General features: G+C 47.6%; 13 protein-coding genes and 1 pseudogene. All 14 read right to left on the bottom strand.

Annotated elements, in window-relative coordinates; translation table 11 throughout:
* Positions 1-10: 10 nt before the first annotated feature.
* The 14 genes and pseudogenes from nuoI to ACJJJB_RS02420 all read right to left on the bottom strand — a co-directional run bounded on the left by nuoI (position 11) and on the right by ACJJJB_RS02420 (position 14,885).
* Positions 11-529 (bottom strand): NADH-quinone oxidoreductase subunit NuoI, encoded by a 519-nt coding sequence (gene nuoI, locus ACJJJB_RS02355; protein ID WP_020412198.1) that lies wholly within the window; start codon positions 527-529, stop codon positions 11-13.
* 40 nt (positions 530-569) lie between these two features.
* The gene (gene nuoH / locus ACJJJB_RS02360) at positions 570-1,526 is read right to left on the bottom strand and encodes an NADH-quinone oxidoreductase subunit NuoH (RefSeq protein WP_444902093.1); all 957 of its coding nucleotides are present in this window, start codon (positions 1,524-1,526) and stop codon (positions 570-572) included.
* 7 nt (positions 1,527-1,533) lie between these two features.
* The gene (gene nuoG / locus ACJJJB_RS02365; protein ID WP_445365657.1) at positions 1,534-4,371 is read right to left on the bottom strand and encodes an NADH-quinone oxidoreductase subunit NuoG; all 2,838 of its coding nucleotides are present in this window, start codon (positions 4,369-4,371) and stop codon (positions 1,534-1,536) included.
* Between the two features lie 79 nt (positions 4,372-4,450).
* Positions 4,451-5,725, bottom strand: coding sequence for an NADH-quinone oxidoreductase subunit NuoF (gene nuoF, locus ACJJJB_RS02370; RefSeq protein WP_020412201.1), 1,275 nt, complete (start codon positions 5,723-5,725; stop codon positions 4,451-4,453).
* Positions 5,703-6,269, bottom strand: a complete 567-nt coding sequence (gene nuoE / locus ACJJJB_RS02375) for an NADH-quinone oxidoreductase subunit NuoE (protein ID WP_282951440.1) — start codon at positions 6,267-6,269, stop codon at positions 5,703-5,705. Before nuoE ends, nuoF begins: the two co-directional genes overlap by 23 nt.
* 140 nt (positions 6,270-6,409) lie before the next feature.
* Positions 6,410-8,215 carry an NADH-quinone oxidoreductase subunit C/D gene (nuoC, locus tag ACJJJB_RS02380; RefSeq protein ID WP_445365658.1) on the bottom strand — a complete coding sequence of 602 codons (1,806 nt, stop codon included), beginning with the start codon at positions 8,213-8,215 and terminating at the stop codon, positions 6,410-6,412.
* A gap of 47 nt (positions 8,216-8,262) precedes the next feature.
* Positions 8,263-8,910, bottom strand: coding sequence for a NuoB/complex I 20 kDa subunit family protein (locus ACJJJB_RS02385; protein WP_282951438.1), 648 nt, complete (start codon positions 8,908-8,910; stop codon positions 8,263-8,265).
* A gap of 19 nt (positions 8,911-8,929) precedes the next feature.
* On the bottom strand, positions 8,930-9,343 hold the full coding sequence (ndhC, locus tag ACJJJB_RS02390; protein WP_020412205.1) for an NADH-quinone oxidoreductase subunit A: 414 nt from the start codon (positions 9,341-9,343) through the stop codon (positions 8,930-8,932).
* A 417-nt stretch (positions 9,344-9,760) separates the two neighbouring features.
* Positions 9,761-9,984 (bottom strand): annotated as a pseudogene (locus tag ACJJJB_RS02395) (hypothetical protein).
* Positions 9,985-10,563: 579 nt separating this feature from the next.
* Positions 10,564-11,184 (bottom strand): class I SAM-dependent methyltransferase, encoded by a 621-nt coding sequence (locus ACJJJB_RS02400; RefSeq protein ID WP_445365659.1) that lies wholly within the window; start codon positions 11,182-11,184, stop codon positions 10,564-10,566.
* A 561-nt stretch (positions 11,185-11,745) separates the two neighbouring features.
* Positions 11,746-12,336, bottom strand: coding sequence for a TrmH family RNA methyltransferase (locus ACJJJB_RS02405; protein WP_445365660.1), 591 nt, complete (start codon positions 12,334-12,336; stop codon positions 11,746-11,748).
* 794 nt (positions 12,337-13,130) lie between these two features.
* Positions 13,131-13,334 carry a cold-shock protein gene (locus ACJJJB_RS02410; protein WP_020412212.1) on the bottom strand — a complete coding sequence of 68 codons (204 nt, stop codon included), beginning with the start codon at positions 13,332-13,334 and terminating at the stop codon, positions 13,131-13,133.
* A gap of 621 nt (positions 13,335-13,955) precedes the next feature.
* A complete protein-coding gene (locus ACJJJB_RS02415) occupies positions 13,956-14,378 on the bottom strand; it encodes a GNAT family N-acetyltransferase (RefSeq protein ID WP_445365661.1) in 423 nt (140 codons plus the stop codon).
* An 18-nt stretch (positions 14,379-14,396) separates the two neighbouring features.
* Positions 14,397-14,885 carry a hypothetical protein gene (locus ACJJJB_RS02420; protein WP_445365662.1) on the bottom strand — a complete coding sequence of 163 codons (489 nt, stop codon included), beginning with the start codon at positions 14,883-14,885 and terminating at the stop codon, positions 14,397-14,399.
* Between the last annotated feature and the right edge of the window lie 645 nt (positions 14,886-15,530).

The following is a 15,530-nucleotide window of genomic DNA, read 5'->3' on the forward strand; positions in this document are numbered from 1 at the left end:
GACTGTTTCCTTACAGATTTAGACTCTTAATATTGATCGGTGCAGCTTCATTTTCAGCTTCACCTTTATCTTTCCCAGTGATGGCCTTGCCGGCCACCTGATAAAAACTGTAATCGTGATACTTTCCCGGGCCGTTGATCAGAAGGTCTTCCTTCTCATAAACCATATTTTGTCGATCGTATTCGCACATCTCAAAGTCAGGGGTCAGCTGTATGGCATAGGTGGGACAAGCATCTTCACAGAGGCCACACATAATGCAGCGTGAGAAATTGATACGAAAATACTCCGGCCTCCAGCGTCCATCTGGGTCTTCGGTTTTCTGTAAAGATATGCAATCAGGGGGGCAGGCTACGGCACAGAGATTACAAGCCACACAGCGCTCATCGCCATTGGGGTCACGAGTGAGAATGATACGGCCTCGATATCGTGGAGCCAGATACGGTTTTTGATCGGGGTACTGTACGGTGACATTACGCCGAAACAGGTGTTTGAAAACCAGCCACATACTGCGGAGTTGACTCGCGATCATGTATTTTCTCCAGCCAGTATTTCAGCAAAGAAGCTTGGGGCTAGGCAGTCCATAACAATACCCCCGCAGTGACAAGTAAATTAATCAATGCCAATGGCAACATTACTTTCCAGCCAAACTTCATCAGCTGGTCATAACGTGGGCGTGGCAAAGAGGCTCGAAGCAAAATAAAAATTGCCACCAGGATTGCGGTCTTCAGACAAAACCAGATAATGGGTGGTAGCCATGGCCCATGCCAACCACCTAGGAAAAGAGTCGTAATTAAAGCTGAGATAAGAATTACGGCCAGGTATTCGCCTACAAAGAACATCCCAAATTTCATACCGGAGTACTCGGTATGAAAGCCGGCAGTGAGCTCGTGTTCCGCTTCGGGTAGATCGAACGGGGTTCTCCGGCTCTCTGCAATACCGGCAATGAAGAACACAATAAAGCCGACAAATTGGGGCACGATAAACCAGCGTTCAGCTTGAGCGTTGACAATATCCCGCAGGTTAAAGCTGCCGGACATCATAACTACACCCATCAGGCTCAAACCCATAAAGACTTCATAGGAGACCGTCTGTGCTGCGGCACGTAACCCCCCGAGAAGGGCATATTTATTATTGGAGGCATATCCCCCAAGGATAATGCTGTACACCGCAATAGAGCTCATCGCCAGTACAAATAGTAAGCCAATATTAAGGTCCACCACGCCAATACCTGGGGACATTGGTACCACGGCGAAAGCAATCAGCATGGTGGCCATCACAACTGTTGGCGCCAGAACAAAGACCGGAATATCTGCAAAGCGCGGGATGAAGTCTTCTTTAAAGAAAAGTTTAATCATGTCGGCAAGCACCTGAAGGGTACCGAAAGGGCCTACGCGATTAGGCCCGGGTCTGTCCTGCCAAAAACCGAGTAGACGCCGTTCACCCCAGGTTAAAACTGCCGCGAGTATTACCGTGGCAATTAATACCCCGAAGATATTCAGCAGTGTTATCCAGATCGGTGTGCTCATTGCTCAATCAGTCCTCGGTTATTGCGGGGGCTTCTGCCGGCCGTAGTGACGCGTATCCAGGTAGGAGGGGAGATAAGGTTTCAAAATCTGGCAAACCATACGGTATACCCACAGTGCCAGAGGGAATTGTGGGGCTTATACGGACTTCTGCACGGTATGTCCCGCAGCTGGTCTCTAATTCAATCAATTCCCGTTGATGAATGTCGAAGGCTTTAGCATCTATATGGTTAACCATTACAAAAGGCGCCTCAATGACCTCGGAAATACCCATTGCCTGGTTACTAAGCTCTTCGGAACCAAATAGCCGATATAGCGGTAACATTTGTACATGGCTGGGATCAGCAGCCACTTCTGGAGGTGTGCTAGGTGCGGGCCATTCCGGCATAACCCGCCGAGGCCGTTCAATCCTGATGCCCGAGGGGCCGCCTCTGCGTTCACCACCAACCTCCTCCTGGAACTTGAATATCGATTGGTTGGAGTTCCACCCGGGCGACCAGATATTGGCTTGCAGCGGGGATCTGTTGGGATTGTGGATTCCCTCCATGCTGAAACTCATCGGAGCATCAGGGTCCTGAAGTGGAGGATTCTCTGAAACCTGTTTCTCCGCGTGTATTGCTGTGCGTCCACTGTAGCGGGCGCTTTGGCGCGCTACTTTTAGGCCATCAATACGGAAATCTTCATCGGGCCCGAGCGAGTCGAGAGCCTTAAGTACCGGAAATTCCCGTGCAATCGCATCGCTGAGGTCTGTGCTGTGCTGCCATTCGGCAATCGCTGACAGGTTAGCGGGTTTCTCTGTACAGAAATTTACCGCATCCATCAGCCAGCGCCAGCTTTCCTGGATAAATCCCTTGCCCTCGTAGACAGCATAGAAGCGCTGGGCCAATCCGTTATTATTGATAAATGTACCCTGGGATTCCGCAGTTGCCGAAGCTGGAAAAATCCAGTCTGCGCGCTTGGAAGTAGGGTTAAGAAGAGTATCCAGCAGGATAATTTCGTCAGCTTGTGAAAGTAATTGCTCGAGGGACTTCTTATCCAGGCGTCGATAGAGGTCATTCTCAAGAATCATCAGGGATGTAGGGATTTGATTGTCAGTATTTTTTTTCAGGCGTTCGAGTAACTCGTCAAGATTCCCTTTTCCATCATTAAAAAATTGGATAAGTCCTAAACTGTTGACCTCATCGCAGGCCAAATAGAGCATGGTAGGTTGTTTTTTGTAATCGCTTAACGCTGTGGCAACTTGGGCTGCGCTTTTGAGTGTATCAGCGTGTTTGCTCGATGTTCCCGAGATGATTAATGGCTTACTGGCACCGCGAAGTATTTCGGCTGTATGAGTAATCAATTCAAGTAGTGATGGTTCAAGGTCTGGAGACAGGCTTGTTGGATCAGAAATTGCCAAGGCGAGGTTACAGGCGAATGAAGCAACTTTTTCAGGTGATTCAAATAATGTATTAGAGGTTATTTTCTCTAAATTACTCAACTCTGTTCCAGCAAAAATAATCGGACTGTAATCTCCCTCCAGTTGCCTTACAGAGGAATCTTGCCACAGTGGAATTTTCAGTGATTTTGCTTGCTGTTTCTGCCGATTGCGTGCGGCCTGGCGAACAGCTAAGGAAATACGTGGTGCGGTATTGTATATATCCTCACCGAGAATCAGTATCGCATCGGCATTCTCAATTTCCGGTGTAGAGGGGCTTTGAATTCGATCATCTTGCTGGATGGTGCTCACCAGATGCAGAAGTTCTTGATCTCTTTGACTCAGGCCTGAGTAAAAATTATCAGAACCTACCAGTTTTCGTAGTGCGTAGTTATTTTCCAAAGAAGTGCGTGGAGATCCAATTCCAATCAGGTTTCTCTTACCTTGATTGGCCATTGCTATTTGTTCCGCCAAATGGAGGACCGCCTCTTGAGGGTTTATTTCCCGATGCAGACGGTCGCCTTTTTCCGCCGTAGAACTGATTACGTCCTCTTGGCGAACAGAGAGCACATTTTGGATACGAGTGGCACTGTTAATATATTCGTAGCCAAAGCGCCCCCGGTCACAAAGGAAATAGCCATTGATATCGTGGTGATAAAGGTTGGTGATCCGTCTCAATATCGGCTCATTACTGTTGCCGGATTCCCTGGCTCCAGGTGCAGTGTTACAGCCCACAGCACAATGCTCACAAACAGATGGAGCTGTCTGCAAATCCCACTTACGCACAAAGTGTGAGCTGAAGGTTTTGTCGGTAAATACGCCAGTTGGGCAGACCTCGACTAAATTTCCGCTGAAGCCATTTTCAAGCCTTCCCTCTTCCTGGCGGCCGAAATAGACCTGGTGATTTCTTCCAAGTGCTTGTAGGTCTTCTCCACCGGCATAATCATTGTAAAACCTGACACAGCGATAACAGGTTATACAGCGATTCATTTCATGGTTAATAAAAGGGCCCAGATATTGGTTGCGATGGGTGCGCTTGGTGCCCCGGTAACGTCGCATGGTATGGCCAGACATTTCTGTCATGTCCTGGAGATGGCACTCTCCACCCTCTTCACAGACCGGGCAATCGTGTGGGTGGTTGGTCATCAGGTCTTCGATAATACTGCCGCGAAACTCCTCCGCTACCTCATCCTTGACGCTATAAATACCGCCGTCACGGATAGGTGTCATACAACTCATAATCAGGCGGCCATGCTGGTCTTCACTATCTTTATATTCCATCATGGCGCATTGCCGGCAAGCGCCCACTGAACCCATTTCCGGGTGCCAACAAAAATACGGCACATTGAGCCCCAGTGTCAGGCAGGTGCTGAGCAGGTTCTGCTCACCGTCGACTTGGTATTTTTCACCGTCAATAGTGATGGTTGGCATCGCTAGTCCATTATTGTTGTATCGATATCAATTCAATTACTGATCTGATAGTGGCCTCTGCTGATGATATAAATTGAATTTATTCATAGGGGCAGCAATGGTTTTCTATGTGGTCGATAAAATCCTGCTCGAATAGTTTCAATGCACTTTGCAGTGGCTCGGCAGCCCCTGGAGCAAGGGCGCAAAATGTCTTACCGGGGCCAATACGCTGGCACTGCTCGCGCAGCAGATCTAAGTCTTCCGGTAAACCTTCGCCGTCCTCTATTCGTTGCAGTATTTTTACAACCCAGGGCAGGCCATCCCGACAGGGGGTACACCAGCCGCAAGATTCACGGGCAAAGAACTGGGAGAGGTTCAGTACCAATCCCACAGGACAAGTCTGATTGTCCAGAACAATGATTGTGCCTGTACCCATACGGCTTCCGGCTTTACCGATGACGTCATAATCCATCGGTAGGTCCAGATGCTCAGGCCCCAGAAAGTCCGTGGAGCCACCGCCGGGCAGGAACCCCCTTAACTCCAGTCCATCCTGCATGCCACCAGCATGTTTCTCGATTATTTCCCGGATAGGAGTGCCCATTGGAAGCTCCCATGTGCCGGGGTTGTTTACTTTACCGCTGACCCCGAAAACCTTGCTGCCAGCGTCCTCTCCTCGCCCTAGGCCTCGGTACCAGTCAACTCCAAGCTCAATCAGGTGGGGGATATTGCAGAAGGTCTCCACATTATTGACCACTGTGGGTTTACCCCACAGTCCGCTCACCTGGGGGAAAGGCGGCTTTGCTCTAGGAATAGCACGGCGTCCTTCCAACGCATTTAGCAATGCGGTTTCTTCGCCACAGATGTAATTACCCGCACTGCGGTGTACGAAGATTTCCAGGCTAAATTTGCTATCAAAAATATTACTGCCAAGAAAACCTTGCTCCCTGGCTTCTGCGATCGCGTTTTCCAGGCGCTCGGCAGCTAAATGGTATTCACCGCGAATAAAGATGTAACCAATAGAAGCACCTATGGCATAGGCGGCTATTGCCATACCTTCCAAAAGCAGGTGAGGATCGCGCTCCATAAGCAGGCGGTCCTTGAAGGTGCCAGGTTCCATCTCATCTGCATTGCAGACAATAAATTTTTGTTCGGGAGATCCTTCACCCCTGGGAACGAAACTCCATTTCAGGCCCGTATTAAATCCCGCGCCTCCACGGCCGCGAAGCCCACCATCCTTTACTTGCTCAATAATTTTATCCGGGGCCATGGTGTGAGCTTTACGCCAACCCCTATAGCCGCCATTTTCCAGGTAGCGTCCAAGATCCGCGGCGACATTTTGGTCGGTGACATTTTTAGTCAGGGGATTTGTCAGCATGGTATTTTTTCTTTTTATCAATGAGATCGTCGATGGCCGATTCATCGAGATTACGGTGCATTTCTTCACCCAGCATCAGAACCGGTGCTTTGTCGCAATCCCCCAGGCAAGGCGTTTCCAATAAAGTGAAGATACCATCTGCGGAAGTTTGTCCCGGTTCTATAGCCAGGGTTTCAGTAATGTGTTTTTGCAGACGGTCACAGCCCATAACCCAGCAACTTGCGCTCTTACAAAGATAGATAACTTCCTTTCCCACAGGCTGGCGGAAAATAAGTTGAAAATAGGTAGCTACACTTTCCAGCTCAGCAACGGGGATATCCAAGTAATTGGAGATAGCCTGGATAGTATCGTCAGAAATCCAGCGGCGATGCTTTTGTACAATTCTCAGGGCCTCCAGCCCCACAGAGGATTTGTTCTCGTAGTGAGAAGCCTCCCGATCAATTTCCTCTTTTTCCTCGGCTGTGAGAGGCCCGGAAAATTTGTCTGAATCCCTGTTGCTATGCTCCATTACTTCGATTGGTTCCGGTTCTAGTAAGCTGGACATATATGCATCCTCAGGCGAAATCGCGGAGGCATATGTGATTCACCTGTGTTGCACATGAACACTGTGGCACTGGCGAATAGAAATTTCCTACGCACTGGTCTCCTCCGCTGCGATGCGACCTGAGGCCGCGTATTTATTATTTACCTATCTACATCAGCCATAACAAAATCAATACTGGCAATAATTGCGATCAAGTCGGCAATTAGCAGCCCCCTAGACATCAGTGGAATCATCTGTAGATGCGGAAATGAGGGGGTGCGAATTCTGGTGCGATATGACGTAGTGCTGCCGTCACTGATAATTTGGTAACTATTTAGCCCTTTCGTCGCTTCTATTGGGAAACATACTTCCCCGGCAGGCATTACCGGCCCCCAGCTGTTATTAACAAAATGCTGGATAAGAGTCTCGATATCCTGCATGGTGCGCCCTTTGCGAGGGGGCGTGGTCAAGGGATGATCGGATTTATAGGGCCCTGAGGGCATATTCTCCAGGCACTGGCGAATTATTCTCAGGCTCTGCCACATTTCATCCACTCGCACCCGGCAGCGATCAAAACAATCCCCGCCATCGTAAGTGGGAATATCAAATTCGAATTGATCGTAGCCGCTGTAGGGTCTTTTTTTACGCAGATCCCACCCCAGACCTGTAGCGCGCAAGCCTGGCCCGGTGACACCCCATTCCATGGCTTCCGCGGTATTGTAGACGCCGATGCCTCTGGAGCGACGTTGTAACAATTTATTCTTGATAACCATGCCATCGTAGTCGCGCAGACGTGCGGGCATATAGGCGAGAAATTCCCGCACCATCTTGTCCCAGCCTTCAGGTAAATCTTGTGCAACACCACCAATGCGGAACCAGGCCGGGTGCATGCGCCCGCCAGTGATTGCTTCTACGATGCCAAATAATTTTTCACGATCAATGAACATATAAAAGACGGGAGACATCTGTCCCACGTCCTGGGCGAATGTGCCGAAAAATACCAAATGGCTGGAGATGCGGAAAAATTCGCACATCATTACCCGAATGACCTGGGCACGTTCGGGAACCTGAATTCCAGCCAGTTGCTCAAGGGCCAATACGTAGGGCAGGTTATTCATAACCCCACCTAGGTAATCGATGCGGTCTGTGTATGGCACATAAGTGTGCCAAGCCTGGCGCTCCGCCATTTTCTCAGCACCGCGATGGTGATAACCAATATCCGGCACGGCATCCACGATTTGTTCGCCGTCTAGTTGCAATGCTACGCGGAAAACGCCGTGGACACTGGGATGGTTTGGCCCCAGGTTGAGGAACATAAACTCTGAATCCTCATTGTGGCGAGCCATCCCCCAATCTTCCGGGCGAAACAGCAGGGCTTCCTGCTCACGTCGCTCCTTCTCCTCGGATAATGAGAAGGGGTCCACCTCTGTAGCGCGAGCGTGATGATCTTTCCGTAATGGATGACCTTTCCAGGTTGTCGGCATCATAATACGCTGCAAGTGCGGGTGGCCGTTAAAGTGGATTCCGAAAAGGTCCCATACTTCCCGTTCATACCAATTAGCGTTTTCCCAGATACTGGTAATCGATGGCGCAGACAAATGAGATTCAGGAAGTGCGATCTTAATACGAATAAACAAGTTACGGCTAAAAGAAAGCAGCTGGTAAATAAGGGTGAAATCACTGGCTGGTTGCTTTTCAGGACCCTCCCCACGATTAACCCGCAAGCGCTCATCAATAGCGCTGAGGTCGTACAGCATGGCAAAGGGGCGGGAAATATCCTGTTTGAGAAAGCTTAATAGCGGTATTAGGGATTCGGTATCGACCCACAGCGTGGGCATGTCATTGCTGTCAGGTTGCAGCCAATAATTATGCCGTTGATATTCACGGTTCAGGTCTTGCAAGAAAGCCCGGGCTTCTTTGCTATAGGGAGTCTCGCTGTGGACACTTTTTGCTATGACGCCTGTCATCGGGCATTCCGTTGTTATTGTGTTGTCTGTCAGCGGCAACAGTGTGGCTATACAGTATCTGGTGAGCGCAAAACATCTGCGCGCATGCGCTCCTCACGGTGCAGGTCACGTTGGCTTTGTTTGGGGATTTTCCTCGTACCCTGCTCATCCACCACCCAGCTAAAGCTGCGTCTCTCTGCGGCAACTGATTTTTGTAAAAGAGTAAGTCCCTGTAGCAGCGCTTCTGGTCGGGGTGGACAGCCCGGTACATACACATCTACCGGAAGGAATTTATCCACACCCTGTACAACGCTATAAATATCGTACATTCCACCGGAGTTGGCGCAGGAACCCATGGAGATAACCCACCGAGGTTCAATCATCTGTTCGTACAGGCGCTGCACTACCGGAGCCATTTTCAAGAATACAGTTCCGGAAATCACAATAAGATCAGCTTGACGGGGTGTAGCGCGAATAACTTCTGCGCCGAAGCGAGAAATATCATGACGGCTGGTAAATGCGGTAGCCATTTCCACATAGCAACAGGAGAGTCCAAAATTAAATGGCCACAGTGAGTTTGAACGACCCCAAGCGACAAGCTCTTCCAGTTTTGCAAGCAGGATATTTTTCTTTAGATCTTCGGCTATTGCACCATTTTCCGCTTGAGAAGAATCGGCGGCAATTACATCTTGGGCTTTGCTTAACTGCCAACGCATAGCATATTCCTATGAGTGTTTATTGATGATTTTCGCGATCAATCAGGCTCTTTTGATGGCCACCCCATTCCAGCGCACCCAGTCGCCAGAGGTATATCAGGCCCACCAGCAAGATCACAATAAACACGGTGGCTTCGATAAATCCAAGTAGTCCTGTTTCATAAAATGCAATAGACCAGCTAAACAGATAGATAGCTTCCAGGTCGAATACGATGAATAAAATGGCAACCAGATAATAGGCAACAGAAATACGTAATCGGGCACTACCTTGAGAAATAATGCCAGATTCAAAGGGCTCGTCGGTGGCGGGGTCTCTGCGCTTCTGGCCAAGGAAATAGGAAAGTCCCAGCATCAATACGATTAATGCAAGCACGGCCAGGCAGTAAACAATTAGTGGCCATACTTCCGGGTTGAACTCTTCTGGATAGTTCAACGTATTTCTCCCCGATTTTCTTCTGGGCCTGAGCCCGGGTTAACCACTGATACTGCGACGAAATTTACAGCGCAAAAATATTGAATGGGGATGCTTTCAGGCAAAATGAAAGCTGATTGAATAAGACGTTCTTATTCTCTGTTTATGGCTATATCTTGGGCGCTTCTATTATGGGCCCATACATATAACTGATCGTTCACTGTTTATAAATCGTTGCGCCACCAAGCGCCAGTACGGCCAAGGAACTTTTAATTCTTATATACCCCATTCTTATAAACGGTGATTCTGTAAAAATAAGCGTCAGGTGGAATTTTACGAAAATTGGGCAATAAAAAAGAGGGCTGAGCCCGATAGCCAGATGTTTATTGCATTGTAGGGATGAATGTAACTCCCACCTTTAGATCAAAGGTTACTCATTTACATCAGCTGCTGCTGTAGGCGCTCATGGGCACTTTTCATGTGGGTGAGTTTATCTTTTTCCTTGGCGACAACTTCAACCGGTGCTTTTCGACAAACTTCGGGTTATTGAGCTTACTTTCGACGCGAGGGAGATCCTTGGATAATTTTTCGATCTCTTTTTGCAAGTGTGTGCTTTCAGATTTGACATCAATCAGGCTGGCCATAGGCACCAGCAGTTCCATATCGCCCACCACAGAGGAAGCCGCTAGTAAAATCACGAGCTCACGAACAGAAACATCTTATAAGGTTTAGCCAAGAGGTGCGGTGGCCCAGGACACCGAAGCCATGTGGCCTAACGGGTAGAGTCAATGATGCAGTTGTGTAGTGAAAGTTTACGTTCTCACCTGGGGGATCTGCTTAACTTGCCGCTATGAAGCTGTCAGTATGGCCGCTGACTCATAACTAGGCCTAACCTGATAGCCACCATCGCGGGGATAGACATAAGTGGTGAGATATAGCAGCGCCTCGGTCAGTAATGATCAAGGCGATTAACCAGAAGGCAGCCGATGGCATAGTAGCCTAATGCCAGGATCAATATTTTGGATGCGGTGAAGGTTTGAACCCAAAATCCACGCGTTAGAAGGCAGGTCTAGCCTACCGATATGTTTCCAGTCGGATAAAGTTGAAGTAGCGCACTGCCATGACACTTAACTCAATTGAAGAACTGCTCAAGGCTATCGTTGGGCAGAGATGTATTACGGGTAGGAAACTGCCCATGGTGGACACGTATGATGGGTAGTATGAGGGACGGTAGCCAGAAACTACAGGCTACTCGCTTTAGATTTTTTTCTCGCTACGATGGAGAATATATGCCAATGATGCGGTGTACCATCTGTAGTTTCTCCTGAAAGGTCATGTTCAGTCCACTTTAATAACTCAAAGTTACTGAGGTGTTTTCTTATCTTCGATTCATTCATAACCAGAGTATCACTCCAAAATGCTTCCTTATCATACTCAGGCCCAGCCATTGTATCTTTTGGCCCTAGGAATGAACCGCAAAAGATCCCGCTTTCTGTCAAAGAGTTAGTTATTTTCAACCAAACTGACTCAAAATCTTTTTCAGGACAAAAGAAAAGACTGGCATCAGCAACTACCAGTGAGGACTCAGGATAATTGAAAGTATTAAAACTATCCCTGGATAGAATAACCTGCTCATCATCTTTGAATCGTTTACGACATCTAGATATAGATTCATTCTCGATATCAAAGGCATGAACTGTGAAATCATTACTGCGTAAATAAGCTATATCTGATCCTGCTCCACAGCCACAATCAACAGCAATCTTTCTTCCTTTTACTTCGCTAAGAGCAAAAATTAAATCTTCTCGAGTATCACTATGTTCTGTCGAGTCATAATAGTTGGAGATCTCTCTCGTTGACATTCCCTATCTCCGATGAGTAGAAATTCTAACGTCGCCAACAGCGGCCGAGCGTAGTGAGATCCAGACCCGAAGGGACGATGCTGTCTTTACTTGGTACGCCCAGCATGGGCGTAAACTAATGGGGCGAAAGTCCCCTGTAGGAAGATCAACATTTAATGCTAACTACTAGCGAATGGCAACTGCAAAACCGCGCGCTCTTGTAGGGAGGAAGCTGCTAGCAAGACTATGAGCTGACGAACAGAAACATCTTCTAAGGCTTAGCCTGAAGGCGCAGTGGCCAAGGGCACTGAAGCCGGGTGATCTAGCGGGTAGAGTCAATGATGCAGTTATGTAGTGAAATGTCACACTCTTATTTGGGGAGATCTGTTTAGTTTGCTGCGGTGAAGTTGTCAGCGTGGCCGCTGACTCGGAAGTAGCGCACTGCATGAAACTCTACTCAAATGAAGAGCTGTTCGACACTATCGTTGGGTAGAGATTCATTACGGATAGGGAACTGTCCATTGCAGGCTCGTACAATGGGTGATGTGGGGATCGGTAGCTAGAAACTACCGGCTACCAGATTTAGGTACCGCGGCGTGCCCGCTTGTATTTTTCCTGATACTCACGGCGCTGCTTAGTAATTTCATACAGTACAATTCCGGAAGTTGTTCCTAGATTCAGGCTTTCAATCATTCCAAACATTGGAATGGATACGCAGAAATCACTGTTTTCTACTGCCAAATCGCTTATACCTCGAGATTCGTTACCAAACCATACGGCTAATTTCGGCTGCGTATAATCAGCCTCATGTAGTATAAAGTTGTCTTTTCCTTTTACATGAGGAGAGGTGATGATGGAGGTGAATCTATTATTGGCCAAGTGGGCTAAGCACTCCTCTGTACTGTCAAATCGCTTTACAAAACTCCATTTTATTGCAGACACAGACGGTTTTGAAAGTGATTTTCTCTCTCTCATTTCCTGCCAATCATCAGGCAGTGAGTTACGCGGATCAACGATATATGTTTTCTCTACACCTAAAGCATTGACGTTTCTAATAACTGTGCCAATATTTTTCATATCTATTGGGCATTCGAGAACAGCAATTAGATTCTTACAACGGTATGGCTTAATTTCATCAGCTCTCTTTCGAGCTTCACTTTTCTCTAGTTCCATATTCTCGAAAATCTCAGATAGTTTGCTTGACGCCTGACGCTTAAAGCACCAGCAGCAAAACCAAAGCGGCGGTGGGGTGCCTTTATTTGGTACGCCCAGCATGGGCGTGAATTAATGGGGTGAAAGTCTCGTGTAGGTGGATCACCTTTTAATGAGTTCCATTAAATGCTAACTACTAGCGAATGGCAACTGTAACACCGTGAGGTCTTGTGGGGAGGAAGCCGTTAGCAAAACTACGAGCTGACGAACAGAAATATCCTATAAAGCTTAGCCTGGAGGCGAGGTGGGGAAGGTCACCGAAGCCGGGTGGCCTAGCGGGTAGGGTCGATGATTCAGTTATGTAGTGAAAGTTCAGGTTCCTATCTGGGGAGATCTGTGTAGCTGTCAGCGTGGTCGCTGACTCATAAATAGGCCCAACCCGCTAGCCACCATCGCGGGATGGAAAACAAGCGGTTGAACACAGCAGCGCCTCGGTCAGTAATGGCTGAGGTGATTAATCTAAAGTCAGTCGACGGCATAGTAGCCAAGTGCCAAGATTAATACCTTGGACATGGTGAAGGCCTGAACCCAAATTCCAGGATTTAAAAGACGGGGCTAGCCAACCGATATGTTTCCAGTCCGTTAAAGTTGAGGTAGCGCATTGCCGTGACAATCAACCCAAGACCTGCTCGACACTTTCGTTGGGTAGAGATTCATTACGAATAGGGAACCGCCCATTGCGGGCCTGCACGATGGGTGGTGTGGGGGCCGGTAGCTAGAAACTACCGGCTACCCGATTTATGCTGTTAACTATCTTACAGCGACTTTACATTGTTGGCGCACGGTCCTTTTTGCCCTTGCCCCACAACATATTCTACTTTTTGCCCTTCATTCAGAGATTTGAAACCACTCATTTGAATTTCTGAATGGTGAACAAATAGATCTTTGCTTCCATCATCTGGGGTAATAAAACCAAAACCTTTGTCACCATTGAACCACTTTACCGTACCTGTACTCATACTAAATATGACTCTTTTTGGGTGATTGCTGTTACCTATTTTCGTTATCACCATCACGAAAAAGGTTTCTTAACTATATTTACACATACGCCCAGCACACGGGCGGCCGAAACAGAGCGAAGCGGCGTACAGGCCGTCCTGCCCGTTTTTTTTGCTGGGCTTACGTGCTGCTGCTTGGTGCTCCCAGTATGGGCGGGAACTAATGGGGCCCATTAGATGCTAACTACTAGCGAATGGCAACTACAATACCGCGAGGTCTTTTGGGGAGGAAGCTGCTAGTAAAACTGCGAGCTGACGAACAGAAACATCCTATTAGTCTTGGCCTGGAGGCGAGGTGGTCAAGGACACGGAAGCCGTGTGATCCTGGGGTAGAGTCAATGGTTCAGTTGTGTAGTGAAAGTTCACATTCTTATCTGGGGAGATCTGTTTAGCTTGCTGTTGTGAAGCTGTCAGCGTGGTCGTTGATAGAGAAGTAGCGCACTGCCATGACACTCAACTCAAGTGAAGCGCTGCTCGACACTATCGTTGGGCAGAGATTTATTACGGATATGAACCGCCCATTGCAGACCCGCACGATGGTGGGTGTGGGGGCCGGTGGCTAGAAACTACCGGCTACCCGGTTTATATGACTGTAAGCGTCATTTGGTAAAATTTATCATCTTCGCTTTCTGTGACAAACCCTAGGCGACCATAAAGTCTATATGCTGGACTACGTTTAAATACTCGTAGATCAATGAACCCTAGTTGTTTTTGCCTTGCAAGCTCGGTTACCTTAGAGATAACTAAAGCGCCTAACCCTTTGTTTTGTTGATTAGATACAACTTGAATATCTCGCAGTTGACAGCGATTGTTTTCAAATGAGAGCCTAACAATCCCAAAAACTCCATCATCATTCACTACATCATAATTCTCAAGATTTTCAATTGCACTGCGTACATCTGATAAAGTCCAGTCAACGCCATACATGTCGTAGTACTCCTGCATGTTGGCAAGAGTAAGTTTTGCAGATTTATTCAAGTCTTTGGTTTTAATAAATTGCATCATTGGTCAAGTCATAACGTCTCAAACACCGGGCGTCGCGACAGTGGCGTCCGAATGATTTGACTTATTGGAAGTGAAGTGGTCAGCAATTTGAGCTTCCACTTCTTTTCTACAAATCTCAATTACTTTATCGCCCACCTTGTCACTGAATGAAGATTTAAATATGCATTGAATAAAAACGCCTTTTTCACCAGAACTAAAAGACACATTTTTGTAGCGAAGACCTAAAAGATTACTTAAATCTTGATCTTGGAGCTCTACAACTTCTTTTTGAATTTGATGATGTAAATTGCCATTCCAGACAAGATTAGCTATGACAGGGGCGGCCTTGAGGTTCTCCTCATGATTCTGGCCTCCCTCAATTTGAATAGTATAATTCTTTGAAGTGGATACTTCGCAAGCACCAAGAAAAAGAACGGTTATTAATAAAATGGCCCTCATTTGAAACTCCTTACCTCTAATGCCTAAAGCACCTGTGGTAAAACCAGAGCGAAGCAGCGGTTTTGACATCGGGTGCCTTTACTTGATGAGCCCAACATGAGTGTGGACTAATTGGGGTGAAAGTCCCATGTAGGAGGATCACCGTTTAATGGTTTCTATTAAATGCGAACTACCAGCGAATGGCAACTGCAGCACTGAGAGGTCTTGTGGGGAGGAAGCCGCTAGCAAAACTACGAGTTGACGAACAGAAACATCCTATAAGGCTTAGCCTGGAGGTGCGGTGGCCAAGGACACCGAAGCGGGGTGATTTAACGGGTAGGGTCAATGATGCAGTTGTGTAGTGAAAGTTTACTCTCCTATCTGGGGAGATCTGTTTAGCTTGCTGTTGTGAAGCTGTCAGCGTGGCCGCTGATTCATAAGTAGGCCCAACCCGCTAGCCAACATCACGGGGATAGAAAAAATGGTGGAACACAGCTGCGCCTAGGTCAGTAATGGCCGAGGTGATTAAACAGAAGTCAGCCAATGGCGTAGTAGCCTAATGCCAAGATGAATACCTTGGATATGGTGAAGGCCTGAATCTAAAATCCACAAGTTAAAAAGACTGGGCTAGCTTACCGATATTTTTCCAGTCGGATATAGTTGAGGTAGCGCACTGCCATGAGACTCAACTCAAATGAAGAGCTGTTCGACACTATCGTTGTGTAGAGATTCATT

The sequence above is a fragment of the Microbulbifer variabilis genome (genome assembly GCF_052468405.1).